Source organism: Mucilaginibacter sp. (assembly GCF_025359345.1).
In the GTDB taxonomy this organism is placed as follows: Bacteria; Bacteroidota; Bacteroidia; order Sphingobacteriales; family Sphingobacteriaceae; genus Mucilaginibacter.
Genome location: NZ_JANYGQ010000028.1, coordinates 157,688 through 181,951 on the forward strand (window position 1 = coordinate 157,688; position 24,264 = coordinate 181,951).

Below are 24,264 nucleotides of genomic sequence, written 5' to 3' on the forward strand. Positions count from 1 at the left end.
GAGCCTATCTATCCACTTCCCCTAGCACAAAATCTATCGACCCGACAATAGCTATCAGATCGGCTATCATAACACCTTTGGCAAGTTCAGGCAGCACGGATAGGTTATGAAAGCTTGGCGCGCGGCATTTTACCCGTGTGGGTATTTCTGATTTGCCGTCGGCCATAAAATAAAAGCCCAGCTCGCCTTTGGCGCCTTCGCAGCGCACATAGTAGTCTTGCGCCTTTGGGGTTATTTTACGCGGCATTTTTGCACGCGGGTCAAAATCAGTTGTTCGTTTTAATTCGTTTTGCAGGCGACCAAGGCATTGTTCAACTATTTTAAGCGACTGTTCAATTTCATCAACACGCACCTTGTAGCGGTCCCAGCAGTCTCCCACGGCGCCCATTTTACCTTGGCCTATAGGTATATCAAATTCCAGTTCGGGGTAAACGGAATAACCATCAATGCGACGCAAATCCCACTTTAAACCCGAGCCACGCAGCATAGGCCCTGAGCAGCCGTAATTTATAGCCACATCAAGCGGCAGCACACCAACATTGGCTGTGCGACTGATAAATACCTGGTTATCGGTTAAAAGTTCGTTAAGCTCAACCATTTTAGGCTTAAAGTAGGTGACAAATTCTGCGCAGCGTTCTTCAAAGCCTACGGGCAGATCGTAAAACAAACCGCCAACCCAGATATAGTTATACAGCATGCGTGAGCCCGATGCCCATTCCAGCATACCCATTATATGCTCCCTATCTCTAAAACACCATAAAAACGGTGTGAAAGCGCCAATATCGATACCATAGGTACCAATTGCTATCAGGTGCGATGCAATGCGGTTCAGCTCACAAACCAGCACACGAATGTATTCAACCCGTTTGGGGATATCCTTATCAATACCCATCATTCGCTCAACGCCCATTACAAAGGCATGGCTGTTGTTCATCGATGCCAGGTAATCCAGCCTGTCGGTAAACGGGATGGTTTGCTGGTAGGTTAAGGATTCGGCATGTTTTTCAAAGCAACGGTGCAGGTAGCCTATGTGAGGGATAACTTCTTTTACAATCTCGCCGTCGGTAATCAATTCCAGTCGCAAAACACCGTGGGTGGAAGGGTGCTGAGGCCCCATGTTAAGCACCATATCTTCGGTAGCGGCATCGGCTATCTTTTTATAGTAGTTGTTTAAAGCGGTATCGTATTTTGGATGAGTCAAGTTGATGTCGGATGTCGTATGTTCGATGTCGGATTTATTTTAGATTTCAAATTTAGGAAATTCCTATACAAACGGTCGACTTTAATTCACTTCCATCCCGAAATTTTATAAACAAAAAACGCCCGCAGTTACTAAGCTACGGGCGACTGATAAACTATAATTACTAATCCCGAAATGGAACTTTCGAAATTAAATTACGTTCTTTTTTAAGCGAAGCTTTCTGCAAGCTTACTGCTTTGGGTTGCCAGCCAGGCATAACCGTACATCGCAACGGCTTTTGCTTTACTTTGACGGCTTTTAAATGTCCACACATCTTTCATAAATTCCTTGTGATTTTTGCTGTTAAGCGTGTCAAAAGCAACAGAGATGGTGGGGGTCAATGAATATGCCGAGTGCCATGTGCCAAACGGAATAAACAGGGTTTCGCCAGGACCAACTGTAAAATGTATCGGCGTGGCGTCTTTATATTTCGGATGTTTTTCAAAATCCGGTTCAAAAATATTCAGTTCAGAACGCCACGGATCGTCGGGGCGGGGGTACAATAAATCATCCTGGCCACGCGGGAACACCGTGAAACGTTTTTCGCCATATAGCTGCGTTATCCAGGCGTTTAAGTGATAATAATCGATATGAAGGTATGGGAACTTGCCGCCAGGGCCGCCGATAAACAACTCGGTTGCGCCGCCCCATTTACCCACCTGGAACATCGGGTTTTTTAGCCAGTTTGATTTTGCATAGTGCAGGTCCAGTGGGTCGAGCAATGGCATTACCTCTGGTAAAGTTTCCGGTATATTAAAAATAATAGGATAGGGGGCAGGCTTTTCAACCGTGCTGGTTTCAACCATATCCATTATATCCTTCATTTTGTAGGAGGTGCCGCGGCAATCCGTTTCTCGTTCGGGATAGTTTTCCCTGAACCAATCGGGGGTAAACAAGCCGTTTGCCTTCCAAACTTTTGCAGCATTGGTAAACACCAGCGGTATGCCGGGTTTATAATGCTCTTCCATAAATTCGTCGTAGGTAATATTATCCCTTCTAATAATCTCCATGGGCCAAAATTGATTTAGTGATTGGTACTAATTTATGCTGGCTTATACGGGAGGGAGGAGTAAAAGGTTTTGGGGGAGAGTTGATTGGGTTGAATAAGTTGGATTAAGTTGATTAAGTTTTTTGGCGTGTTATTAACTTAATCAACCACTCACTTAATTAACTTAGTCAACCTTTATCCCTTTATAATACTCAGCTGCTTTATAGTCCTTGCGGAGCGGGAATCCGTCCCAGTCGTCGGGCAGTAAAATGCGGCGCAGGTCGGGATGGTTTTCGAAGAATATGCCAAGCAAATCGTAAGCTTCGCGTTCGTGCCAGTCGGCAGTGCGGTAAACCGGTGTTATGCTGGGGAATGTTGGCAGGTTATCGAGGCTGCGGTCGTTTTCGGTGCTTATTTTTAAAGTAAGTTGTGTTTTATAAGGAATAGAAGCCAGGTGGTAAACCACGCCAAAGCGGCCTGCCTCAACGCCATAGTCGACCCCGCTTATACTGCTTAAAAAATCAAAATAAGTTTTTGGGTTGTTGCGCAGTTCGAGGCATACATTGGTAATTTGGTCTGGCGCAACGAGCAATGCAGGCTGAAGCCCGGTTGTTTCCTCGCCAACAACCACGCCCTCACCGAACTTTTCTATCAGCAACAACTTAATTTCCTCAAAACTCATGGCGCAAGGCGAACTTTTTTCCAGGTTTTATTATCGATCTTTTTATAAACAATACGGTCGTGCAGGCGGCTGCTGCGCCCTTGCCAAAATTCAATCATCCGTGGTTTTACAATGTAGCCCCCCCAAAATGATGGTTTAGGTACTTCCTTATCGGCATACTCGGTAGTCAGTTCTTCCCATTTCTTTTCCAACACGTCACGGCTGTCGATCTCCTGGCTTTGCGGCGAAACCATGGCGCCAACCTGGCTGCTTTTTGGGCGGGAATGAAAGTATTTTTCGGATTGCTCTTTGGTAATCTTTTCAAGAGTGCCTTCTATACGTACCTGGCGTTCCATCGATGGCCAAAAGAAGGTTAGCGCACATACCGGGTTTTTGGCGATCTCTTTTCCCTTGCGACTGAGGTAATTAGTATAAAAAACAAAACCATCCGGATAAACGCCTTTCAGCAACACGATCCTGGCAGACGGCCGGCCATCGTGTGTCGCTGTAGCCAGGTTCATGGCACTGCGTTCCGGCTCTTTCGCCTCTTCTGCATCTGCAAACCAGGCCTCGAACTGTTTTATCGGGTCGGCTTTCGTCTCTTTTTCGGATAGGGCGGATGCTGTATAATCCTTCCTTAAGTTTTCTAATTTTTCCTGGTCCATCGATGCAAAAATACAAATTAAAAAGGGAATGGAATGTAAGAACCAAGAGTCAAGAACCAAGAGTCAAGAAGAAGGCGAAATAGTAAACATGGAAAATTAGTCATTATCATGTCTTGGTTCTTGTTTCTTGATTCTTGACTTCTTGAATCTTTTTTTCGTCACAATTTCAGGGAAATGAACATATTTTTGTAATACTTGTTATATTAAACAAAAATTTCACCTGTATGCTTAGTTCTATTGCTGCCGCCGCCGGGCGTTTATTAATATCGGAGCCCTTTATGATGGACCCAAACTTTAAGCGGTCTGTTATTTTATTAACGGAATATTCTGAAGCGGGTGCTATGGGTTTTATATTAAATCACGCAAGTGAATTTTTGCTGGGCGATATTTTGCCCGATTTATCCTATTCTGAAATTCCGGTGTTTATTGGCGGCCCGGTATCGGTTAACACCCTGCATTTTATACACCGATGCCCCGAAAAAATTGAAGATGGCATAGAAATAGCCGATGGTATTTTTTGGGGTGGTGATTTTGAGATGGTTAAAGAATTGATAACCAGCTATCAGCTTAATGCTGATGAAATACGATTTTTTACCGGCTACTCCGGATGGACACCCCGCCAACTTGATGATGAAATAAAAGAAGACAGCTGGATAGTGGCCAATCAGTTAAACATCGATACCATATTTTCACAAAACGAAGAAACTTTATGGCGCGAGGTGGTAATCGGACTAGGGCAGCGGTATGCGCATATTGCTAACTTTCCGGAAAATCCGGCGCTGAATTGAGTTTAGAGACTAGTGGTTTGAGATTAGAGATTAGTTGAATGCATTGCCTGATTTAAGAATTTGAGCACATTCCTTAAATCTTAAGCTAAATCAACGATCCTTCCATAGCTTTTTCCTTATCTCCAGTCTCTAATCTCCAATCACTTTCCAGCTTCCATTTCTTTCGCCGATTCTTCCACCTTTTTCTTCAAATCATCTTTAAAAGCGATTAGATTTTTGACGATTTGCTCATCAGCAGTGGATACAATTTGTGCAGCAAGTATTCCTGCATTTTTTGCGGCATTTAAGGCTACTGTTGCTACCGGGATACCATTTGGCATTTGCAGGATAGATAGGATAGAGTCCCAACCGTCAATAGAATTGCTTGACTTTACGGGTACGCCAATCACAGGCAGGTGTGTCAATGATGCCACCATACCAGGTAAATGCGCTGCACCACCCGCGCCAGCAATAATAACTTTCAAACCACGGCCTGCGGCTTGGCGGGCGTAAGTAAACATACGGTCGGGTGTGCGGTGGGCAGACACCACTGTAATTTCGTAGGCAACGCCTAATTCTTTTAATACATCGGCAGCATCCTGCATAACGTTCAGGTCAGACTTGCTGCCCATGATGATGCCTACAATTGGGTTATCTTGGTTCATTGGTGATAGTTCATGGTTCATAGTCGGAATTAGCGGTGAACCTGATTATATTGTAAAATTTATAGGGTTAAATGTAATTCAACTGCTTTGGTTACAGTTCTTAACATGAACTATGAACCATCAACTATGAACTAACTGATAACTTTCAACGTCGCCTGCACGAACCTCGCTTTTTCAATCGCTTTCTCCCTGTCAGCATCTACAATAGTAACATGCCCCATTTTGCGAAACGGCTTGGTTAAAGCTTTGCCATATAAATGTACATAAACACCGGGGCATTTTAATACTTTTTCAATGCCTTCGTACACCGCTGGGCCCTCGTAGCCGGCCTCGCCTAAAACATTCACCATTATAGCGTTGTTCAGGCAGGCTGTATCGCCAAGGGGCTGATTAAATATCGCCCTTAAATGCTGTTCAAATTGCGATACCACATTACCCTCAATGCTCTGGTGCCCACTGTTGTGTGGCCTTGGCGCAAGTTCATTAACTAATATTTTGCCGTGTTTATCTAAAAACATCTCTACAGCTAAAAGTCCAACTATTTTTAAATCTTCGGCTATTTTTACGGCTATTTGAGCTGCATCCTGCTGTATCTCAAACGGCAACGTTGAAGGCGATATCAAAAACTCCACGAGGTTAGCCTGTGGGTTAAATTCCATCTCGACCAACGGGAATGTTTTTACCTCGCCGTTTTCATTACGCGCTACAATTATACCAATCTCTTTTTCAAAATCGATCCAGCGCTCTATCAGGCTAGGCTCGGTAAAGGCTTTATCAAGGTACGATTCATCAACAACCTTATAAACACCGCGACCATCGTATCCGTCCTTTCTTAATTTTTGGATGTACGGAAAAGGTATATGGCTTTCCTTCAACTGTTTTGCCGACGATATTACCTGGAACTCGGCAGTAGGGATGTTGTTTTCTTTAAAAAACTGTTTTTGAGTGCCCTTGTCCTGAATAAGCCTGATAACGCGTGGTTGGGGATAAACCATTACGCCTTCTTTTTCCAGCTGCTCCAGCGCATCAACGTTAACTTTTTCAATTTCGATGGTCAGCAGGTCTACCTTTTTGCCGAAGTTGTATACAGTTTCGTAATCACCTAATGAGCCGACTACAAATTCATCGCACAGTTTGCGGCAAGGGGCTTCGCGATCGGGATCGAGTACCTTTACGGTAACATTGTAATTAATAGCCTGCTGTATCAGCATGCGCCCAAGCTGGCCGCCGCCTAATATTCCGAGTTTAAGATCTCCGTAAAATGCTTTCATTATAGTTGTGCAAGTTTAGCCTAAATTGTTCAAAAAGCCTAAACAGTGTTTATTGGGCATGTGTTTTTTTAGTGAGTTTATAGTAAAAAACAAGATGGATAATAAAAAATACCACGCCGGTAATAATATAGATAGCGTTATTTCCGCCTGGCTGCGGGGTGACAAAATTGGTGATGATAAAAGCCAAAGGGCCGGCAAAAAATAAAAACAGTCGCCATACGGTATTATTCCAGATGGACGGGTTTGGCGTGAATAAGGCGGGAGCCGCCATAATCAGTAATATCCCGTTCAGATAAAACTGGGCCGATATGATTACAGGGATCGCTTTACTATAATCGTTGCCTTTTTCAATCACCGCGTAGTAAATGCATGACGCGGCTATTGATACAACCAGTGACAATAGGAACGTTTTGACCAGGTTAAGCAGGATTGTTTTTAGCATAGCCGATTTAATTTTTGCCAAATTTCCGAATTTTAAGCGGCTATTTAATAAATAGTCACCAAAAAAATATTGCCCCGGCTATATTGTCACAAATGTAATATATCAGGCGCCCGCGCTTCAAATAAACACCCGAAACCTCTATATTTGCGCCATATTTACCATAAAGTTCTTTATTAATGAAAACTAAGATAGCCGTAGCTAACGGCGATGGCATAGGCCCCGAAATAATGCAGGCCGTTCTCCGGATTTTTGAAGCTACTAACGTGCCGCTTGAATATGAATTTGTTGAAATGGGGAAATCCTATTTCGATGCAGGTCACTCAACCGGGATGACCTCGGCAGCCAAAGATACTATCGAAAACCTGGGCATCCTGTTTAAAGGGCCTATGGAAACTCCAAAAGGAAAGGGTGTAAAAAGCATAAATGTTACTGCACGCAAGGTTTGGAACACCTATGCAAATCAGCGCGATTTCAGGACGCTAAACGGTGTTGAAACTGTTTTTTCAAAAGCAGGTATACCAATCAACCTTACTATAATCCGCGAAAATATTGAAGACACTTACGGGGGCATCGAGCACCTGTTAACTTATGATGTTGCTGTGGGCCGCCGGATTATTACCCGCCCGGGCTCTGCCCAGGTTATTCGTTATGCCTTTGAAATGGCGAGGCGCAAGGGCTATACAAAGCTGGCTTGTGCGCATAAGGCCAATATCATGAAGCTTACCGACGGCTTGTTTTTAGAAACTTTCCAGGAGATCGCTAAGGAATACCCGGATATTCAATCGTCAGACATTATAGTAGACGACCTTTGTATGAAACTGGTTACCCAGCCGCAAAATTTCCAGGCCATTGTGCTAACAAACTTGCAGGGCGATATCGTATCTGATCTTTGCGCTGGTTTGGTAGGTGGGCTCGGTTTTGCGCCATCAGCCAACATTGGCGATAATATTTCCATTTTTGAAGCAGTGCATGGTACAGCGCCTGATATTATGGGCAAAGGCATTGCAAACCCTACGGCCTTGTTGCTTTCAGGTATATTAATGCTGCGCTACATGGGGTTAACTGAAAGCGCGGCAACAATTGAAAATGCGTTGCTTTACACATTAGAGCAAGGTATACACACCGGCGATTTTGGCGATAGGTCTGTTCAATCAGTTAATACCAATGGGTTTGCCGATGCCGTGATTGCCAACCTGGGCAAAGTGCCGGCAAATGGCGGCGTTAAAGGGCAGGCAAACATGCAGCTTAAAGCTACCCAACCGCATCTTTCAAAAAATAAATTAACCGTTACCAGGGGTATAAAAGAAGAAATGGTTGGGGTCGATGTATTTGTTGAGGCCGGCGAGTTACAACCCAATGAATTAGCCGAACTTGCTAAAAAATGCCTGACAGATAATTTCGACCTGGTGATGATATCAAACCGCGGTACACAGGTTTGGCCCACCGGTTCAATTTATACCGAACTGGTTAACGAATACCGCGTGCGTTTTGAAAAAAAGCCCGGAACCACTGTTAGCCAAAAAGAACTGTTGCACATAGCAGCTGATTTTTCGGAAGACGCCAAAGTTTGCTCAGTTGAGTTTCTGATGAAATTTGGCGATAAAATTGGCTATACGTTAGCGCAGGGGCAATAACGGAGTCCGTAGTCGAAAGTCCTGAGTTCATCCGATTCAAGACTTTCGACTCCAGACTAACGACTTCTCTTCCTCCGCTGCCAATCGGCTATTATAGCAACCGGCATCCCAACACACAAAATTAATATCCCAATACCTATAACTACCGGCCAAACGTGCAAAAACGGCTTAAAATCTATCTTGCTTAATGGCACTACAAACAGGTTCATAATTATCCAGGTAACCATGCCGTAAATAAGACCTGTGACATACTTGTTTTGGCTTATTTTATAAGCAGTGGGGTAACCCAGGTAAAAGACAATAGTAAAGGCATAGGCAATTATATAGTGAAATAAAATGCCCCACAGCAGCATCGGTGCACCTCCTGTATAGGCTGCTTTGCCGAACGCGCCACTGGCTATATAGTCGAAAATCACAGCAGGCGGAACTTTATGGGCCCATATTATTGCTGCGAGTGCATCCAAAGTTCCCGTTAAAAAACCGGTTAAAACAATAATTAAAAAAGTGCTGCGTTTTTTTGTCGCTATCACCATTCGTAAAATTTGTGTTATTAAAGGTATGCAAATTTGCAAAAACGGAGGCAGATTGTATTTTTAGAACTTTGTTTTTAGTTGCAACAGGTGAAAATTTGATGATTTAACTTGTTGTTTACTAAATGTTTGTACGCCTATTTTTATTTCGTTAAAACTATATTGTGTAATTAATGGTTATAACTCTGAATTTAAATTGGATGCAGGCATTTATAAAGAATGTTATATAATGCAACAACAACCACTAAATAAAATAGAACTTAACATGAAAAAATCAATTTTAATCGTAGCCGCCGCTTTAACTATAGGGCTATTAACCAATAACGTATTTGCTCAAACGCAGCCTGCAACCCCGGCGCCAGCAACTCCACCGGCGCAAACAGCTCCGGCTGCAAAAGCCGACTCAGTGAAAGATATTGATGCTACTATAGCTAATGTTGCTGATCTTTCGTCGCTTACTGCCGACATAAAGGCTGCAAATTTGGATGCAAGCCTAAAAGCAGTTGGTCCGTTTACAGTATTTGCGCCTGACAACGCTGCTTTTAGCGCGCTGCCAAAAACAACGCTTGATAGTTTGATGAAAGATCCTGTAAAGCTTGCTACCCTGGTGAATGCCCACGTAGTTGCCGGTACCTACGACAAAAAAGGCATCATTAAAGCGTTAACAAATGCAACCCGTACAGCAACGTTAAAAACTGTCGACGGGCAAACGCTTACAATAGCAGTTGTAAACAAAAAAGTGCAGATAAAGGATGCTCACGGCAACACTGCCGAAATAACGTCATTTGACACGCCCGCCACCAATGGAGTTATCCATGGGGTAAACGGGGTATTGATGGCCAAGTAAATAATATTAAAATCTTTATAAGCCCGGTACTGGAAACAGTCCGGGCTTTTTTATTAGCCCGGACTCATTTGGCCGCAGTTATAGCAGATGTTTTGGGGATATGTTATTTCATATACCTGTCCAAAAGCGAAAATATACTTTTCCTTATATAATCTGCATCAAACATCACCCCATAATGAGGTGCACCAGGCACAATAATCAGCTCGTTTTTTACCCCAACCGCAGTTAAATGCGAACTCAATAACTTTGATTGTTCTGGGTTTACCGATTGATCCCTTTCTCCCTGTACAATTAAAAATGGCGGGTCACTTTTGTCGATATATGTAATTGGGCTGGCTATTTTAGCTAAATCGGGTCTTGCTGTTACAGTCGCGCCAAGTAAAAGCGACACCGGTGATTTCGGATCAGTAGCCTCATTCCCATTCAGCATTGAGAAATCCGAAGGCCCATAAAAATCTAGACAAAGCCTGATTTTGAATCTTGCTTTTTTGCCATCAGCATAAAAAGTCTTCACATTATCGTTTGCCGATAGCGCCATCATATTAGCCAAATGCCCGCCCGCCGAAAAGCCGATAAGGGCGATGCGATTTTTATCCAAACGGTATTTACCTGCATTATCATACAAAAATTCCAGCGCCTGGTTACAATCCTGCATTTGCGCCGGGAAAACGGCAGTTGTGCTGTATCTGTAATCGATGGAAGCTACGGCATAGCCACTATCAGCAAAAGCTTTAAGCGTTTGGGTCATGTAGCCCATATCGGCATATTTATCATTCAGCATCCATGCGCCGCCATGAATCCAAACTATCAGCGGGTAACTGGCCTTTTTTACCGGAGGCAGGTAAATATCGAGCAAATGTTTTTTTAGGGTATCGTTGGCGTAGGGGATGTTGCCATATAGCATAGTGCCAGCAGGGAAGATGGAGATTTTGGAATTGATGGGTTGGGCAATAGTTGTGTTCAAGAACACAACAACCATGGCGAAAATTGTGATTAGTTTCTTTTTCATTATTTTTTTGTCATTCTGAGCGATAGCGAAGAATCTTATGCACCGACAGGTCGTCCGCTATCCATTTACCGCAAACCATAAAGTTAGCACAATCCGATCATATTTAGTGTTCCTGAACATACCTGGGCGGCCATTCCATTATATCTTTATTCAAAAACCTCCAACCAGGGTTTTCATCTTCGATCAATTTTATCTTCTTGCTTCTCAACCATCCTTTTATCTCCTTTTCCCGCTCAATTGCATGGTTAATATATTGGTGCCTTTCAAACCAAACTAAGTAGTAGCATTTGTATTTACTTGTAAATCTATCTTTCTGATCGGTGCCGAAGTAGTGCTCACAAAGCCTTCGGTCAAGGTCATTGGTGACACCCGTGTATAAAACCTTTTTAGTTGAATTTGTAAGGATATAGGTATAGAAATTATAGGTGCGCATTGTAGAATAAATATAGAGACTTTTTTATTTAAACATTTTGACTCATAGCCGTAAAAAAATGGTTATCACAAAGTTCGTTACCTTTCAATCACATACTTGTCGCAAGTAGAAGATTCTTCGCTCGCGCTCAGAATGACAAAGAAGGTCTTCTAAACCCCCAGCAATCTTTCCCCTTCAATCTTCTTCTGTAATTCCAAAATCGCCCCTATCAAAGCTTCTGGTCGTGGGGGACAGCCTTGCACATACACGTCAACAGGTATCACCCTGTCCACTCCCTTAACAACATGGTAACCGTGCTGCCAGTAGGGGCCGCCGCAGTTAGAGCATGAACCCATCGAGATTACATATTTTGGCTCCGGCATTTGCTCGTACAAGCGTTTGATACGTTCCGCCATTTTAAAGGTAACAGTGCCTGCGATGATGATAACATCAGCCTGCCGGGCTGACGGACGTGGGAAAACGCCGTAACGGTCCAAATCGTAAGTAGAGGCAAAGGCGCCCATAAACTCGATTGCACAGCAGGCTATACCAAAGCTTAAAGGCCAAAGCGATGATAACCGCGCCCAGTTAAGCATGTCGTTCATTTTGGTGATTACAACACCGCCGCTTTCACTTGTCAAATCACTGCTCATTTGTTGGCTTTTTAAAGGTTGGTTTAAACATGGGTTTAGTTGGAGCGGTTGTAGTAGTTGAAGATGTTGTAGTGGTTGAAGGCGTTGAAATCATTTCCACAGGTTCAGCGTTAAATGCTTTTATCTTGTAGCTGCTTTGCTCCGCGTTCAGTTTTTCATAAAATGATTTGGGTATAAAAGTGTCTGTTGTAGGCACAATTGGCTTTGGTTTTATCCAGTCAAGGTCGCCTTTTACCCAAACGTAGGCTAGGCCGAGTATTAATATCCCTAAAAATACAAACATTTCGGTTAATGCCAGCCAGCCCCAGCGTGGCTCAAAATTGTTTATCTCGTGGCTGCCAAATACCGTTGCCCACGGAAAAATAAATACCATTTCTACATCGAACAGTAAGAATACCAGCGCAATAACATAAAACCGCGAGTTAAACGGGAGCCAGGCATTGCCCGTAACCTCTTCGCCGCATTCGTACGACGTCAGCTTTTCAGGAGTCGGATTTTTGGGCGCTAAAAGCCTGTTTATGAAAAAAGCGAAGCATACCATTATTATTCCTGTAATTAAGAAGATAAGTATCTTGCCAAATTCTGATATTTGCGAAACCCCTGCCATGACAGCAAATTTAACAAAACAAACCCATTTTGATGCTATAATTATTGGCGGCGGCGCCTGTGGTTTAATGTGTGCCGTGCAAGCCGGCTTTTTAGGTAAGCGCACGCTGGTGTTGGAGAAGAACGATAAAGTGGGCGCCAAAATACTCATCAGCGGTGGCGGGCGCTGTAATTATACCAACCTGTATGCTTCTGCACAGCAGTTTATTTCGGCAAATCCGCATTTTTGTAAGTCCACCCTTTCACAATGGACGGTTGAGGATACCATCAACTTTTTTGAAACCTACGGCATTATCGGCAAAGAGAAAACCCTGGGCCAGCTTTTTCCTGAAAGTGATAATGCACGCGATGTGGTGAAAGTATTCACCTCGCTTTGTGTCGATTTAAGCCAGGAGATTTGGTGCGATACAGCTGTTGAAAATATTGAGCAAGTTGCTGGCGGTTTTAACGTTTCACTGGAAAGGCACGGCAAAACCCAAAACTTGTTTGCACCAAAGGTAGTAGTTGCTTCCGGTGGTTTGCCCATCCCCAAAATGGGCGCTACCGATTTTGGCTTACGTATTGCCCGTAAATTCAACCTTAAAATAGACGATACTGCGCCTGCGCTGGTGCCGCTTACCATTACCGGTAAAGACCAGCCCTGGTACGAACAGTTATCAGGCAATAGCATTTTCTGCCGGGTTTGGAACGACAGGATTAGCTTTGAGGAAAATATCCTGTTTACTCATTGGGGGCTGAGCGGCCCGGCTATCCTGCAAATATCATCCTACTGGCGCCCCGGGGAGTTTATTTATATCGATTTATTGCCGAATCAAAATATAGCAGAACTTATCCAGGCAGAACGCGAGGCCAATGGTAAAAAAATGCTGTTGGCGTACCTGGCCAACCTGTTTACCCGAAAATTTGCCGAGGCATTAAGCGATAAGCTGCCGGTTGATAAAAACCTTGCATCGTTAAGTAAAGCTGATATCGAAAACATCAATAGCCTTATCCACGAGTTTAAAGTAAAACCGGCAGGGGATAAGGGCTATGACAAGGCCGAGGTAATGCGCGGCGGCGTATCAACTGATGAACTGTCGTCCAAAACACTCGAGGTGAAAAAAGTGCCGGGCCTGTACTACGGCGGCGAATGCGTGGATGTTACCGGCTGGCTGGGCGGCTACAACTTTCAATGGGCATGGGCAAGCGGATTCGTAATAGCTCAGGGAATTTAATAGAAATATTTCAACACCACCTGCTATTTGCTTATTTCTCAATTTTTCACCATCTTTAATTAAAGTATTAAAAACTAAATAGTTATCACTGGATCCTATTTGAACCCCGACCCATTATGAGAAAAATTTTAATGAGCGCCATTGTTTTGATTGTTTTCTCCCTATCAATCATCCTGTTCCAGATAAGCTGTAAAAAAGGTGCATTGGCCGATACGACACCGGCCACCACTTCTACCATCCATGGATTATGGGTTGGTACTTATGACGTTAAAGATCAGCCCGGATTGGGACTACAATATTTTAGCCTGATTATAAAACCTGACGGGACAATGATTACAGACAGCCAGGGAGCCAACCAGCAGCACCTTGCACCCGGTACCTGGACGTTAAAATCGGATACGCTGAAATGCAGTTTTACCTGCGTTTATGGGGTTTCGTATAATATTGGGATAAACGAAGTTACTGTTGCTGTTTGGGATAAAAAGAACAATAAATTAACAGGTATGTGGAAGAACAGCGCTGCGCCGATAGATTCGGGTAAAATTGTTTTGAGTAAGGTTAACTGATTATAGCCAGTCGCCGATTATTTAGAAAAATGAAGCTTTTATTTTTTCGCTTTTTCGGCGGCTTTTACTTGCCTGAAATAATTTATCAGTCTGTCTATATTCGCAAGCATATAAACTTTGGCGTGTATTTTATCAACAACTTCGGGTTCATCGCCCATAATATCGGTCATTACATCTTCAAAGTTTTCATTGGTGAGGCGTTTCATCGCGGCTGTGTTTTCGCCGTAGTACCAGGCGACTTTTTCGTTGCTGCCGTCGCCGCCTTTGCCACCAAAAATCGGGATCGTACCGCCGACACCTACACCCACACCGCTGCCGTAACCACCTGTACCTGCTCCGATGCCTATCCCCGGCGAAAACCCGAAGCCAGAACCACCACCGCCTTTGCCTGCACCACCGGCCATATACACCTTTATATCTTCGTTTACCACAACTTTTACAAAGTCGAGTTCGCGTTTTGCCCATTGCTCGTTGCCGGGTGCGTGGGCAACCACAAAACTATCACGGCCCGCTACAAACGATTTGAGTTCGCCGGCGCTTAACTTAAACGGATTTGATTTATCATTCTCCCGAAATTCGATAAAACCTTCATCCTTAACCGGGCCTTTGGCCGATGGGTTGATGCGGATAAAACCTGTTTCGGTATTACCTTTTATATCGGTAAAACGGCCGGGCTGCCATTTTTGAGCCTGCAATTTTGCTGATACAAATGTCAACATGAAAAATAAAATGATTAAAATTGAGCGCATAATAATTATTGAACACTAATCTTCACGAATTAAAACGAATTGACTTGTCTAATTAACCCGGACTAATTTAAAGCGAATTTGCTTTTTAATTCGTGTAATTCGCAATAATTAGTGGGAATTCGTGATTATTTAACGCAATTTTAGCAGATTTAATATGATGATTGTTGACTTAAGAAGCGATACCGTTACCAAACCAACCCCCGGGATGCTGGAGGCAATGTTTAATGCCAAAGTAGGCGACGATGTTTTTGGCGAGGACGAAACCGTAAACGCGCTTGAAGCAAAAACTGCTGAAATGTTCGGCATGGAAGCCGGGATCTTTTGTCCATCAGGTACCATGACCAATCAAATTGCCATTAAGTGCTTCACCCAGCCACTGGATGAATTGATTGCCGACCAAACGGCACACGTTTACCGCTACGAGGGTGGGGGCATAGCCTTTAATTCTGCCGTGTCAACCCGCTTATTAAATGGTTACCGTGGAATAATCACTGCCGAAATGATTGAGCCGGAAATTAACGACGAAAATAACGTGCACTACCCGCATACCAGCCTGGTAGTGCTGGAAAATACCGTTAACAAAGGAGGGGGCAGTTGTTACACTTTAGAACAAATTAAACCAATAGCCGTACTTTGTCAAAACAAAGGGCTAAAACTTCACCTTGATGGCGCCCGCATATTTAACGCCCTTGCACATACAGGCGATAGTGCCGCCGACTATGGCAAATATTTCGATGGCATATCTGTTTGCCTGTCAAAAGGCCTAGGGGCGCCGGTGGGATCAGTTTTTTTAGCTGATAAACAAACCATAAAATATGCCCGTCGTATACGCAAGGTTTTGGGTGGTGGCATGCGCCAGGCAGGCTTTTTAGCAGCCGCTGGTGTTTACGCGCTCGACCATCATGTTGAGCGGCTAAAGGTCGATCATGCGCATGCCCGTATATTGGCAACTGAACTAAGCCACTGTGGTTGGGTTGCCAATGTGCTCCCGCAGGAAACAAATATCATTTTGTTTGATACAGTTGAACCCGCAGCAGTAGTATTGGAAAAACTTGCCGAACATGGTGTAAAGGCCAACTCAACCGATAAGCACCGCATCCGTTTTGTGCTGCACCTTGATGTGCACGCCGAACAGGTGGAGCATGTGGTTGGAGTTTTAAAAGGCATATAGTTGATGGTTCATAGTTCATAGTAATTTTGGCTATGATCTATGAACCATCAACCATGAACTACTTAATAATCCTGTCTCCCGATTGGCGTTCAACCATCCAGCCGGGGTATTCTTTTGGCAGGGCGCTTACTTTATTGATCTTTTCAAGGTCGTCCGCGCTTAATTGTAAATCAACTGATTTGATGTTGGCGTTCAGCTGTTCAATGGTTTTGGCGCCGATAATGGTGCTTGTTATGCCTTTTTGCTGGCGTACCCATGCCAGGGCAACTTCGGCTACCGTGGCGCTGTGTTGCTTGCTAATTTCGGCAATCACATCAATAATGTCATAAGCTTTTTCTTTGTCAATTGGCGGAAAATCGAAAGTGTCCCGACGTGTTCCTTCTGCCTTAGCCGCGTTGCGCGAATATTTTCCACCTAAAAAACCGCCAGCCAACGGGCTCCATGGCATTACTGCAAGGTTTTCTGAAGTTGCAAGGGGCAGTATCTCGCGCTCAATGTCGCGGCTTGCCAACGAGAAGTAATATTGCAGGCCCACAAACTTATTCCAGCCGTGTTTTTCGGCAATGCCCAAAGCTTTCATTACCACCCACGCCGGCCAGTTACAAACAGCTATGTAACGCACCTTACCAGTCAGAATAATATCGTTAAGCGAATGCATTATTTCTTCAACAGGTGTGTAGGGGTCAAAGCCATGCACATAAAGTACGTCGATATGATCAAGCTGCAAACGTGTAAGGCTTTCATCAACTGAATGAAAAATGTGGTACCGTGATAGGCCCACATTATTAAGCCCCGGACTCATCCGTCCGCGGACTTTGGTGGCAATAACCAGGTCATTACGGTTTAGGCCGAGATCTTTAATGGATTGGCCCAGCATTTTTTCCGATTCGCCAAAAGAATAAACATTTGCTGTATCGATAAAATTAATACCAGAATCTACCACAACCTTCATCAGGTCGTTAACTTCCTGCTGCTGTTGCTTGCCGATATTTTCCCAAATCCCACCTTTCCCGGCAAAAGTCATGGTGCCAAAGCAAATCTCGGATACCACCAGGCCGGTGTTTCCTAATAAATTGTATTTCATAAAAGTTTGATGTTTGTTTAAGCGTAAAATTGAGCGTTTATGGGTTAAGAATAGTCAGTGGATGGTCAAAAAGACTTTTAATTTGTGCATCAAGCTTATAATGTGGTGCACTAACCTAACCCTGCATAATCAGACTTATTTCGTTCTAATTTAAAAACTTATGCCACGGGTCTGTGTTGTACAAATAATGAACAGGCTATTAACCAAACTCGAAAAAATAGGGCGAGACCCTAAAATTACTGCAAAAGCCGTTGGCTTGCGCTATGTGGCTGATTCTACACCGGGCTATACCCGAAAAAAATCGGGGAAGGGGTGGAGTTATTACAGTGCGGACGGCAGTTTGGTTAAAGATAAGAACTTGATAGCCCGTTTTAACAAATTGGTTATACCGCCTGCTTACACCAATGTTTGGATATCGCCCCACGAAAACGGCCATCTGCAATTTACCGGTACGGATGCCGCCGGCCGGAAACAATATCGTTACCATCCCGACTGGAACAAAATTCGCAACCAATCGAAATACCATCGCCTGCACGCTTTTGCCGGGTACCTACCGGCCATAAGAAAGCAGGTTGACAAAGACCTTACCCGACCCAATCCCGACCACGACAAGATTGTGGCACTGGTGGTAAGGTTAATGGAACTCACCAGCATAAGGGTAGGTAATGAATCGTACAAAAAGCTCTACGGTTCTTTTGGTTTAACTACGCTGATGAACAGGCACGTTAAAATTGAAGGCTCAACCATAAATTTTGAGTTTAAAGGCAAAAAAGGCGTTTATCACAAAGTATCACTTCAAAGCAGGAAATTGGCCCGGCTGGTAAAACAATGCCGCGAAATACCAGGGAAAGAACTTTTTCAATATTATAACGCCGATGGTCAGCGGTGTACTATCGGTTCGGGCGACGTAAATACCTACCTTAAGGAAATAACCGGCGAAGACTTTACTGCTAAAGATTTCCGCACCTGGGCGGGCAGCGTAAGCGCATTATATGCCTTTAAACAAGCCGGCGAATTCGAAACTATTACAGAATGCCGAAAGAAAATTGTAAGCGTTTTGGATGAAGTAGCGCTAAACCTGGGCAACACGCGTACTGTTTGCAAAAAATACTATGTACACCCCACAGTGATAAAAAGCTACGAAGATGGCGCTATATTTAAATATCTCAAACAGATCGATGAAGATAAGGATGTCAATTCGGTCGAGTTAAACGTCGCCGAAAAGGTGCTGCTGGAAATACTGGAAAAAGAAAAACTGGCGGAGGCCAGTTGATCGGTTGATTGAGTTAAGTGGTTGATTAAGTTGATTAGGTTTGATATTCAATAACTATTAACTGACCTCATATTATCGAATTTTTAACCTAATCAACTTAATCCAACTTATAAACTCATTTCGTGCTTTTACGTGTAACTATAAATACAATCCCGTTTTTGGCCTTATCGCCATAGAGATCTTTTGTTTCTTCATCGTTTTTGAAAACCATGCGATCGATATCAAAGGCTGATATTTTCTTCAGGTCGGCCTGCGAGGCTATTTTGCCGTTAATGATAATCATCTTATCCGAAATATGGTCGATGCTTGATACCGAGCGCAGGTTTGATGACCAGGCTACGTTGGTACCCGGCTTAACTGTATACCTGCCGACGCTGCCGTAACCGCGTGTAACCACCGGGGTATATGCCGATGATGACGCGCTGTCAACCGATAAGGAGTATGTAATATTGCTTTTTAGCGAGCTGTCACCGTATAACTTACCTGAGTATGCTTTTGTGCTTTTAAGGGTGCTGTAATTTCTGCTGCTGGCAAGTACAGTTACAGGTTTGTTACCCCTGGTTTTTAGGGTATAAGCCTGGACTTTTGTTGGTTTACCTGAGCCTACTATCGCAACATTGTTCAATGTGTCGGTATCATCGGAATTATATGAAATACCGGTACTGTTCGAGGAACCGCTCACTACCGTTAGGTTGCTTTTTCCGGTTCCAATTGCGGTATAGCTTGTGCCTGCCAGTTTAAAACCGTTGCCGTCTGCTTTATCAATTTTTTCTTTGAATTTCTTGCCGGTTTCCGAGTCGTTAGTGGTGACGAAAATAGTACCATACCTGTTGTCAAGATTATTCATAACTCTTGCTGCGGACTCGGACGACATAATGTTTACACTGTAAATCTTCTTTTCGTCAAGCTTCATCAAGTCAGCTTTCGTGGATTTAACGCCGTCTATTACATAATTCAATGAATCTGATTTACCATTGGTGCTTAAAAAGAATCCGCCTTTTCTAATTGTATCCGTAGTTTTAGTTGTGATTTTTGCCCCGGCAAGCGTGCTTTTTAACACTTCAACAAAGTCTGGGTTTGTTTTTGCGACAGCGGCGGCCGGTCTGCTGCTTTTTTCGGCCAATTTATGTTCTGTAGCAGAAAATGACTTTATAGGTTTGTTGTTTTTCTTTACAAATGCTGCTTTTGATATACTGAAAATGAGCAGCAGGGCAACCACGGCAGGCACCAAAAATGCGTACCGGGTTAGATTGTATTTCGAAGATCGTTTAGCATTCATCATGATAATTCGTTTTTTAATAGTTGATATATTAAAATGGTTAACTATGCCCTGAGGTGCAGCCCCGAAGCTGACATTCACCAGGCTATATTGATATTGTTTAGTATCCGCTCCGTTATTTAATATTTTGCGGTCGGTTATAAATTCAATGTTTTCGCGCACAGCCTTTTTCATCAGCCAGACACCAGGGTTAAACCAATAAAAAACCGTGCTCAGTTCAGCCAGTAAAACATCCAGCGTATGCAGTTCGCTAACATGTACCTGTTCGTGCAGTAATATCGAATGCAGGTCGGCAGGTTCATGGTTGGCAGGGTTTATAAAAATGCTTTTCCAAAACGAAAACGGCCCGCTGCTGCCTTTAATAATCCGGACATCGTGGTTGTAAATTTTGGCCGCCGTTGAGCTGCGGTACAACCTGTAGAGCGAATACAATTGTATGAATAGCCTTATCGCAAGGAATATAACGCCAGCCCACAAAGTAACTTCGGCCCAAAGCCAATAGTTGGGTAATGGGCTCACCAGGGCTTTGGAAGGCGCCTGCCAATTAAAAATTACCACCTGCACCGGTTTTGCTATTTGCTGGTGATGCTGCCAAAAATCGGACAGGTTGATTTTTGGATAAACCGTAGCGAACAATATGGCAGCAACGAGGTAAATACGGTTTAAAGTATAAAATGTTAAATGCCTTAGTACCAGGTAATAACCTGCGCAAAATAGCAACAGGGCGACATTTACTTTCAATAAGAAAACAAATAAGGCTGGCATGGCTTTTAGGATTTAGGGTTTTCTATCAGTTTAATTATTTCCTTTAACTCATTAGCGCTGATTTTTTTCTCGTTGGCGAAAAAAGTAACCAGGTTTTTATAGGAGTTTTCAAAATAGTCGCTTACAAAACCGTTCATAAACTTCTTTTTATAATCTTCCTCCAAAATCGCCGGGGCATAGCGAAAAGAGTTACCCATCTTTTCGCTTTTTATAAAGCCTTTCCGCTCGAGGTTTTTTATGGTTGACGCAAGGGTGGTGTAGGGGGGCTTTGGCTCTTCAAGCATATCTAAAAAGTCCTTTATAAAACCTATACCACATTGCCATACTGACAGCATTGCTTCTTCCTCTTGTTTCGATAGTTTTTCCATAATTGTACGGTTGTTTCGTAAATCTACGAATTGTTCGTAAATAAACAAATTATTTAACATATTTTAACTGAGCAGGCAATAGCGGCTTATTGTTTAGCCTTTTTGGTATAGATACGCAACGCCCTTTTTAGCTTTATCGCCATACTGGTGCCGCGTGTAATCATCATTTTTATAATTGATTTTTTCAATGTCGAACGCCGACAGCTTTTTTAGATCATCAGCAGTTGCTTCCTTATCGTTAATAATTACAAGCTTTTCATTCAGGTGGTCAATTGCCCGGCCTGTTATAGGCTTTCCGTTAACCAATGCAACAGCTTCGTTTCCTGAATCGCCTTCAGCCAACACATAGGGCCTGATCGAACTGGTGATATTTGTTGCATGTGCCTTTGATTTATAACCTTTAACCGTAATAACGCCGCTGTTGCCTTTTCCAACAGCTATCCCCGGTTCAACACTTGTTTCAGCGTAGTTTCCTCCCGAATCCAAAGTCAATACACCGGACGTTTTATTGTTGCTGCTGATATAAACTGCATTCTTGCCATCGCGCGTAATAAAAGGGTGGTTGTTAACAAGTTTATTGATTTTTGCCAGCAGCTTTTTCCCTTCGTCCGAATTTTTTGTAGTAACAAACAATACACTGGCCCCGCCCGTAAAATTATCCAGCACCCTGGCTGCATTTTCTGCCGAAACCCAACTCACGTTTAAAATATCTTTTTGTTCAACCTTATTAAATTCAGCTTTTGATACCTTTTTGCCATTAAGTACGTAAATCGACGAATCGGCTGTCGACTGGTTTCCGAACGTTGTAATATTATAAACCTTTTTACTTGTGTCGCTCCCGGTGGCGTTTGCTGCTTTTGTGCTGGCCGGGTTAATCAATAATACTGTAATTGCTGACGTTGCAAATATTGCGAAGGTTGCAACGCTGTTCCTGTTTTCTTTAGTTTTCATTCTCATATTTTTTTATTTGGTTTAAGAACGTTGTATATAATACGATTATTTCGTAAATCTACGAATAGTTCGTAATAAAACAAGTTTATTTGCATTTTTTTGAAAGAACCCGTTTTTACACACGTAAGGAGCGATGTTTATAATTAAAATTATATTAACTGTTGGAACATTGTTGCCAATGATTTAACTTAGTTGACTTAATCATGACAATTATGCTGATCAATAAAAAAATTGTTGCAACGCTCTGTTTATCGTCGGTGATAACCATTGTGGCGCTTACCTCCATGAAAAAACCGGATGAACCCGGATTTAAAAACATTAAAGTGCTCCCCAAGCACATTACCCACGACCAGTTGGATAAAGTGATGCACGAATGGACAGCGTCGTTAAATGTACATTGCGATTTCTGCCACGTGCGTAATGAGGCAGAAAAGAAAATGGATTTCGCAGCCGATTCAAAACCCGAAAAGAATATGGCCCGCAAAATGTTTAAGATGATGAACAAAATCAATGACAAATTTTTTGATGCAAAAAAAGATTCAATAGGTTTTGTAATGACCAGCGGTGTAAATTGCTACACTTGTCACCGTGGCGAGTCGCACCCCGAGGTGAAATTACCTGAAAGAAAAAGGCCGGGCGGTCCTGGTCCGGGCGGTCCCCCTCCAGGCAATCCACCTGTCAAACAGTAAAAATATTAAAAACGCTCTTTAGCAAAATGCTAAGGAGCGTTTTTACTTTATATAAAGATTATCAATATGAGCAAAATACTAATGAGGGATGCGGGAGAAGCCGACCTGCCGGTTATATTGGATATTTATAACGAGGTAATAGTAAACACTACGGCCGTATACAGCGAAAAACCACACAGCCTCCAAATGCGGAAAGACTGGTACCTGGATAGAATAAATAATGGCTTTCCTGTATTTATTGCAGAGACAGACGGAAATATAGCCGGTTTTTGCAGCTTTGGCCATTTTCGGGCATGGCCTTGTTATCGCTATACAGCAGAACTATCGTTATATGTCGAAGGAAGTTATCGGGGGAAGGGAATCAGCAAAATAATGCTGCAGGCGTTGATTGACCGGGCTGAGCAGATGAATATACATGCACTGCTGGCCGGTATAAGTGCCGATAACCAAATAAGCATAAACCTCCACAGTTCTTTCGGTTTTGCGGAGGTTGCACATTTTAAAGAAGTAGGATATAAGTTTGGCCGCTGGCTCGACCTGAAATTTCTTGAACTTATTTTGAACAATTCGCCAAAAGCTATTTGATGCTTCGTTTTATGTATTTATTGTATAAATACTCAGCATATCCAACACTAACATAGTCAGGGAATTTCCAGTTAGGATAGCGGGTTTTTTTTAGATATTTAAGATAGCTAAAAAATAAAACTCCGATACACAATACTGCCCCAAGGACCATCAGTGTTTTTACAAAAGCTAAAAAAATGTTCATGATTAAATAATTTTCCTGGTGATTGAGGTTTGTACGGGAAATGCTATCCGAGGGTTACACTGAAAGCAATTATTCTTCAATTGTTTTTAATTAAACGTCTCCGGTTAAACATATTACTCAACCAGGGTAAATCAATGATCTGTCGGCTTGTAATTGCGCATTTTCAGGTCAATTTACTTTCTTGCAAATCTCCGAGGTTGCCGATCTTCGGGTGGTGGTATAAACTATCCCATTAACAATTTTGTAGCCTGTTGATACGCTTTGTGTTGCTTTCTTTAAAATTAATCCCGATTCATTTTCAATCAACAATGCACCGTTTATGCGGCTGTTTACATCGGCGCCCAATATCGAGCTGTTATAGGTTATGGTAGTAGTAAGGCCGTTTACAGCTTTTACAGTGTAAGTGGTCTCTGTTGAGGGGGTATGGTTAGTCCAGGTGTAGCCTGGCTTAATAAACGGCCCGGTTACGCGGTTCGAAAAAATTTCGAGCGCTTTACCGGTTGCAAACATTTCTGGCTGTATGCCTGTAAATGATAATAGGGTATCATCAAGCCTGGAAGGTTTGTGTATGGTTAAAACCTCGCTTCTGTCGTTAACAGATACCACAGCCGCCTGGCCAATCAAATGCAGCAAGTTCATCTGGATATCGGAATTTGGATCAGGTGTGTTTTCCGAATTGAACACAACTTTTTGCCCGAGGGCATTTACCGTGTCCAGTATTTTATTGATGCTGATGTTGAATTGATATTTTTTACCATTTACATCGTTCACTTTATAGGTTTTGGTAACAGCCGAGTAGGTGCTGATGTTTATTTTCTGGTTGCCGCGTTGCAATATGCAGTTTGATTTTACAGCGACCAGCCGCTGGTACTCGTCTCCTTTTTTAAAATTGAACTCGCGATAAGGAGTGGTTTCCTGTGCATTGCAACATATTGCCAATAAAAGCAGTACCGGTACCAGGCTATATTTTAGGTTAGTGATTAACTTTTTCATTTT

The 24,264-nt window shown here is 43.0% G+C and carries 27 protein-coding genes; 9 read left to right on the plus strand and 18 right to left on the minus strand.

The window, feature by feature from the left end:
• Positions 1-4: 4 nt before the first annotated feature.
• The 4 genes from Q0R52_RS19165 to pdxH all read right to left on the minus strand — a co-directional run bounded on the left by Q0R52_RS19165 (position 5) and on the right by pdxH (position 3,554).
• Positions 5-1,129: an NADH-quinone oxidoreductase subunit D gene (locus Q0R52_RS19165; protein ID WP_295797483.1), complete on the minus strand. Its 1,125-nt coding sequence runs from the start codon at positions 1,127-1,129 to the stop codon at positions 5-7.
• Positions 1,130-1,407: 278 nt separating this feature from the next.
• A complete protein-coding gene (locus Q0R52_RS19170; RefSeq protein WP_295797125.1) occupies positions 1,408-2,250 on the minus strand; it encodes a cupin-like domain-containing protein in 843 nt (280 codons plus the stop codon).
• 162 nt (positions 2,251-2,412) lie between these two features.
• Complete coding sequence (locus tag Q0R52_RS19175) at positions 2,413-2,910, minus strand: NADH-quinone oxidoreductase subunit C (RefSeq protein ID WP_295797128.1); 498 nt, start codon at positions 2,908-2,910, stop codon at positions 2,413-2,415.
• On the minus strand, positions 2,907-3,554 hold the full coding sequence (pdxH, locus tag Q0R52_RS19180; RefSeq protein ID WP_252789531.1) for a pyridoxamine 5'-phosphate oxidase: 648 nt from the start codon (positions 3,552-3,554) through the stop codon (positions 2,907-2,909). The genes Q0R52_RS19175 and pdxH overlap by 4 nt, the downstream gene beginning before the upstream one ends.
• 224 nt (positions 3,555-3,778) lie before the next feature.
• Here pdxH and Q0R52_RS19185 point away from each other — a divergent pair, with 224 nt between their 5' ends.
• Positions 3,779-4,342, plus strand: coding sequence for a YqgE/AlgH family protein (locus Q0R52_RS19185; protein WP_295797132.1), 564 nt, complete (start codon positions 3,779-3,781; stop codon positions 4,340-4,342).
• A gap of 140 nt (positions 4,343-4,482) precedes the next feature.
• Here the strand turns inward: Q0R52_RS19185 and purE are convergent, their stop codons facing one another.
• The 3 genes from purE to Q0R52_RS19200 all read right to left on the minus strand — a co-directional run bounded on the left by purE (position 4,483) and on the right by Q0R52_RS19200 (position 6,720).
• Complete coding sequence (purE, locus tag Q0R52_RS19190) at positions 4,483-4,986, minus strand: 5-(carboxyamino)imidazole ribonucleotide mutase (protein ID WP_295797135.1); 504 nt, start codon at positions 4,984-4,986, stop codon at positions 4,483-4,485.
• Positions 4,987-5,117: 131 nt separating this feature from the next.
• On the minus strand, positions 5,118-6,257 hold the full coding sequence (locus Q0R52_RS19195; protein WP_295797137.1) for a 5-(carboxyamino)imidazole ribonucleotide synthase: 1,140 nt from the start codon (positions 6,255-6,257) through the stop codon (positions 5,118-5,120).
• 49 nt (positions 6,258-6,306) lie between these two features.
• Entirely contained in the window at positions 6,307-6,720 is a 414-nt protein-coding gene (locus Q0R52_RS19200; protein WP_295797139.1) for a hypothetical protein, read from the minus strand.
• A gap of 155 nt (positions 6,721-6,875) precedes the next feature.
• On the opposite strand from Q0R52_RS19200, the gene Q0R52_RS19205 reads away from it, so the two are divergent.
• Positions 6,876-8,333, plus strand: coding sequence for an NADP-dependent isocitrate dehydrogenase (locus Q0R52_RS19205; protein WP_295797142.1), 1,458 nt, complete (start codon positions 6,876-6,878; stop codon positions 8,331-8,333).
• A gap of 56 nt (positions 8,334-8,389) precedes the next feature.
• Here the strand turns inward: Q0R52_RS19205 and Q0R52_RS19210 are convergent, their stop codons facing one another.
• Positions 8,390-8,866: a hypothetical protein gene (locus Q0R52_RS19210; protein WP_295797145.1), complete on the minus strand. Its 477-nt coding sequence runs from the start codon at positions 8,864-8,866 to the stop codon at positions 8,390-8,392.
• A 262-nt stretch (positions 8,867-9,128) separates the two neighbouring features.
• Here Q0R52_RS19210 and Q0R52_RS19215 point away from each other — a divergent pair, with 262 nt between their 5' ends.
• Positions 9,129-9,710, plus strand: coding sequence for a fasciclin domain-containing protein (locus Q0R52_RS19215; protein WP_295797148.1), 582 nt, complete (start codon positions 9,129-9,131; stop codon positions 9,708-9,710).
• A 103-nt stretch (positions 9,711-9,813) separates the two neighbouring features.
• On the opposite strand, the gene Q0R52_RS19220 is transcribed toward Q0R52_RS19215, so the two are convergent.
• The 4 genes from Q0R52_RS19220 to Q0R52_RS19235 form a co-directional block, all read right to left on the minus strand.
• Positions 9,814-10,719: an alpha/beta hydrolase gene (locus tag Q0R52_RS19220; protein ID WP_295797150.1), complete on the minus strand. Its 906-nt coding sequence runs from the start codon at positions 10,717-10,719 to the stop codon at positions 9,814-9,816.
• 103 nt (positions 10,720-10,822) lie between these two features.
• Complete coding sequence (locus tag Q0R52_RS19225) at positions 10,823-11,152, minus strand: GIY-YIG nuclease family protein (RefSeq protein WP_295797153.1); 330 nt, start codon at positions 11,150-11,152, stop codon at positions 10,823-10,825.
• Between the two features lie 149 nt (positions 11,153-11,301).
• Positions 11,302-11,784 carry an NADH-quinone oxidoreductase subunit B gene (locus Q0R52_RS19230; protein ID WP_295797156.1) on the minus strand — a complete coding sequence of 161 codons (483 nt, stop codon included), beginning with the start codon at positions 11,782-11,784 and terminating at the stop codon, positions 11,302-11,304.
• On the minus strand, positions 11,774-12,325 hold the full coding sequence (locus tag Q0R52_RS19235; RefSeq protein ID WP_295797159.1) for an NADH-quinone oxidoreductase subunit A: 552 nt from the start codon (positions 12,323-12,325) through the stop codon (positions 11,774-11,776). The genes Q0R52_RS19230 and Q0R52_RS19235 overlap by 11 nt, the downstream gene beginning before the upstream one ends.
• Positions 12,326-12,389: 64 nt before the next feature.
• Here Q0R52_RS19235 and Q0R52_RS19240 point away from each other — a divergent pair, with 64 nt between their 5' ends.
• Both Q0R52_RS19240 and Q0R52_RS19245 read left to right on the plus strand, forming a co-directional pair.
• On the plus strand, positions 12,390-13,604 hold the full coding sequence (locus Q0R52_RS19240) for an NAD(P)/FAD-dependent oxidoreductase (protein ID WP_295797486.1): 1,215 nt from the start codon (positions 12,390-12,392) through the stop codon (positions 13,602-13,604).
• A gap of 116 nt (positions 13,605-13,720) precedes the next feature.
• Positions 13,721-14,170, plus strand: coding sequence for a hypothetical protein (locus tag Q0R52_RS19245; RefSeq protein ID WP_295797161.1), 450 nt, complete (start codon positions 13,721-13,723; stop codon positions 14,168-14,170).
• Positions 14,171-14,208: 38 nt separating this feature from the next.
• Here the strand turns inward: Q0R52_RS19245 and Q0R52_RS19250 are convergent, their stop codons facing one another.
• Entirely contained in the window at positions 14,209-14,889 is a 681-nt protein-coding gene (locus Q0R52_RS19250) for a hypothetical protein (RefSeq protein WP_295797164.1), read from the minus strand.
• A gap of 187 nt (positions 14,890-15,076) precedes the next feature.
• Between Q0R52_RS19250 and Q0R52_RS19255 the strand changes: the two genes are divergently transcribed.
• Complete coding sequence (locus Q0R52_RS19255; protein ID WP_295797488.1) at positions 15,077-16,090, plus strand: GntG family PLP-dependent aldolase; 1,014 nt, start codon at positions 15,077-15,079, stop codon at positions 16,088-16,090.
• A 58-nt stretch (positions 16,091-16,148) separates the two neighbouring features.
• Here the strand turns inward: Q0R52_RS19255 and Q0R52_RS19260 are convergent, their stop codons facing one another.
• Positions 16,149-17,174, minus strand: a complete 1,026-nt coding sequence (locus tag Q0R52_RS19260; RefSeq protein ID WP_295797167.1) for an aldo/keto reductase — start codon at positions 17,172-17,174, stop codon at positions 16,149-16,151.
• A gap of 187 nt (positions 17,175-17,361) precedes the next feature.
• On the opposite strand from Q0R52_RS19260, the gene Q0R52_RS19265 reads away from it, so the two are divergent.
• Entirely contained in the window at positions 17,362-18,447 is a 1,086-nt protein-coding gene (locus Q0R52_RS19265) for a DNA topoisomerase IB (RefSeq protein WP_295797170.1), read from the plus strand.
• Between the two features lie 115 nt (positions 18,448-18,562).
• Here Q0R52_RS19265 and Q0R52_RS19270 read toward each other — a convergent pair whose 3' ends face one another.
• The 3 genes from Q0R52_RS19270 to Q0R52_RS19280 all read right to left on the minus strand — a co-directional run bounded on the left by Q0R52_RS19270 (position 18,563) and on the right by Q0R52_RS19280 (position 21,810).
• Positions 18,563-20,491, minus strand: a complete 1,929-nt coding sequence (locus Q0R52_RS19270) for a M56 family metallopeptidase (protein WP_295797172.1) — start codon at positions 20,489-20,491, stop codon at positions 18,563-18,565.
• A gap of 5 nt (positions 20,492-20,496) precedes the next feature.
• The gene (locus Q0R52_RS19275) at positions 20,497-20,859 is read right to left on the minus strand and encodes a BlaI/MecI/CopY family transcriptional regulator (RefSeq protein ID WP_295797175.1); all 363 of its coding nucleotides are present in this window, start codon (positions 20,857-20,859) and stop codon (positions 20,497-20,499) included.
• 93 nt (positions 20,860-20,952) lie between these two features.
• The gene (locus Q0R52_RS19280) at positions 20,953-21,810 is read right to left on the minus strand and encodes a hypothetical protein (protein WP_295797176.1); all 858 of its coding nucleotides are present in this window, start codon (positions 21,808-21,810) and stop codon (positions 20,953-20,955) included.
• A 212-nt stretch (positions 21,811-22,022) separates the two neighbouring features.
• On the opposite strand from Q0R52_RS19280, the gene Q0R52_RS19285 reads away from it, so the two are divergent.
• Positions 22,023-22,499 carry a c-type cytochrome gene (locus Q0R52_RS19285; RefSeq protein ID WP_295797179.1) on the plus strand — a complete coding sequence of 159 codons (477 nt, stop codon included), beginning with the start codon at positions 22,023-22,025 and terminating at the stop codon, positions 22,497-22,499.
• A gap of 66 nt (positions 22,500-22,565) precedes the next feature.
• Positions 22,566-23,084 (plus strand): GNAT family N-acetyltransferase, encoded by a 519-nt coding sequence (locus tag Q0R52_RS19290; protein ID WP_295797182.1) that lies wholly within the window; start codon positions 22,566-22,568, stop codon positions 23,082-23,084.
• 352 nt (positions 23,085-23,436) lie between these two features.
• Here the strand turns inward: Q0R52_RS19290 and Q0R52_RS19295 are convergent, their stop codons facing one another.
• Positions 23,437-24,261: a hypothetical protein gene (locus tag Q0R52_RS19295; protein ID WP_295797185.1), complete on the minus strand. Its 825-nt coding sequence runs from the start codon at positions 24,259-24,261 to the stop codon at positions 23,437-23,439.
• Positions 24,262-24,264 lie beyond the last annotated feature (3 nt).

What these genes read in the sequence shown, in the direction of transcription:
- Q0R52_RS19165 (WP_295797483.1), bottom strand. Translation starts at nt 1,129, where the DNA reads ATGGTGCTTAACATGGGGCCTCAGCACCCTTCCACCCACGGTGTTTTG.
- Q0R52_RS19170 (WP_295797125.1), bottom strand. Translation starts at nt 2,250, where the DNA reads ATGGAGATTATTAGAAGGGATAATATTACCTACGACGAATTTATGGAA.
- Q0R52_RS19175 (WP_295797128.1), bottom strand. Translation starts at nt 2,910, where the DNA reads ATGAGTTTTGAGGAAATTAAGTTGTTGCTGATAGAAAAGTTCGGTGAG.
- pdxH (WP_252789531.1), bottom strand. Translation starts at nt 3,554, where the DNA reads ATGGACCAGGAAAAATTAGAAAACTTAAGGAAGGATTATACAGCATCC.
- Q0R52_RS19185 (WP_295797132.1), top strand. Translation starts at nt 3,779, where the DNA reads ATGCTTAGTTCTATTGCTGCCGCCGCCGGGCGTTTATTAATATCGGAG.
- purE (WP_295797135.1), bottom strand. Translation starts at nt 4,986, where the DNA reads ATGAACCAAGATAACCCAATTGTAGGCATCATCATGGGCAGCAAGTCT.
- Q0R52_RS19195 (WP_295797137.1), bottom strand. Translation starts at nt 6,257, where the DNA reads ATGAAAGCATTTTACGGAGATCTTAAACTCGGAATATTAGGCGGCGGC.
- Q0R52_RS19205 (WP_295797142.1), top strand. Translation starts at nt 6,876, where the DNA reads ATGAAAACTAAGATAGCCGTAGCTAACGGCGATGGCATAGGCCCCGAA.
- Q0R52_RS19210 (WP_295797145.1), bottom strand. Translation starts at nt 8,866, where the DNA reads ATGGTGATAGCGACAAAAAAACGCAGCACTTTTTTAATTATTGTTTTA.
- Q0R52_RS19215 (WP_295797148.1), top strand. Translation starts at nt 9,129, where the DNA reads ATGAAAAAATCAATTTTAATCGTAGCCGCCGCTTTAACTATAGGGCTA.
- Q0R52_RS19220 (WP_295797150.1), bottom strand. Translation starts at nt 10,719, where the DNA reads ATGAAAAAGAAACTAATCACAATTTTCGCCATGGTTGTTGTGTTCTTG.
- Q0R52_RS19225 (WP_295797153.1), bottom strand. Translation starts at nt 11,152, where the DNA reads ATGCGCACCTATAATTTCTATACCTATATCCTTACAAATTCAACTAAA.
- Q0R52_RS19230 (WP_295797156.1), bottom strand. Translation starts at nt 11,784, where the DNA reads ATGAGCAGTGATTTGACAAGTGAAAGCGGCGGTGTTGTAATCACCAAA.
- Q0R52_RS19235 (WP_295797159.1), bottom strand. Translation starts at nt 12,325, where the DNA reads ATGGTATGCTTCGCTTTTTTCATAAACAGGCTTTTAGCGCCCAAAAAT.
- Q0R52_RS19240 (WP_295797486.1), top strand. Translation starts at nt 12,390, where the DNA reads ATGACAGCAAATTTAACAAAACAAACCCATTTTGATGCTATAATTATT.
- Q0R52_RS19245 (WP_295797161.1), top strand. Translation starts at nt 13,721, where the DNA reads ATGAGAAAAATTTTAATGAGCGCCATTGTTTTGATTGTTTTCTCCCTA.
- Q0R52_RS19250 (WP_295797164.1), bottom strand. Translation starts at nt 14,889, where the DNA reads ATGTTGACATTTGTATCAGCAAAATTGCAGGCTCAAAAATGGCAGCCC.
- Q0R52_RS19255 (WP_295797488.1), top strand. Translation starts at nt 15,077, where the DNA reads ATGATTGTTGACTTAAGAAGCGATACCGTTACCAAACCAACCCCCGGG.
- Q0R52_RS19260 (WP_295797167.1), bottom strand. Translation starts at nt 17,174, where the DNA reads ATGAAATACAATTTATTAGGAAACACCGGCCTGGTGGTATCCGAGATT.
- Q0R52_RS19265 (WP_295797170.1), top strand. Translation starts at nt 17,362, where the DNA reads ATGAACAGGCTATTAACCAAACTCGAAAAAATAGGGCGAGACCCTAAA.
- Q0R52_RS19270 (WP_295797172.1), bottom strand. Translation starts at nt 20,491, where the DNA reads ATGCCAGCCTTATTTGTTTTCTTATTGAAAGTAAATGTCGCCCTGTTG.
- Q0R52_RS19275 (WP_295797175.1), bottom strand. Translation starts at nt 20,859, where the DNA reads ATGGAAAAACTATCGAAACAAGAGGAAGAAGCAATGCTGTCAGTATGG.
- Q0R52_RS19280 (WP_295797176.1), bottom strand. Translation starts at nt 21,810, where the DNA reads ATGAAAACTAAAGAAAACAGGAACAGCGTTGCAACCTTCGCAATATTT.
- Q0R52_RS19285 (WP_295797179.1), top strand. Translation starts at nt 22,023, where the DNA reads ATGCTGATCAATAAAAAAATTGTTGCAACGCTCTGTTTATCGTCGGTG.
- Q0R52_RS19290 (WP_295797182.1), top strand. Translation starts at nt 22,566, where the DNA reads ATGAGCAAAATACTAATGAGGGATGCGGGAGAAGCCGACCTGCCGGTT.
- Q0R52_RS19295 (WP_295797185.1), bottom strand. Translation starts at nt 24,261, where the DNA reads ATGAAAAAGTTAATCACTAACCTAAAATATAGCCTGGTACCGGTACTG.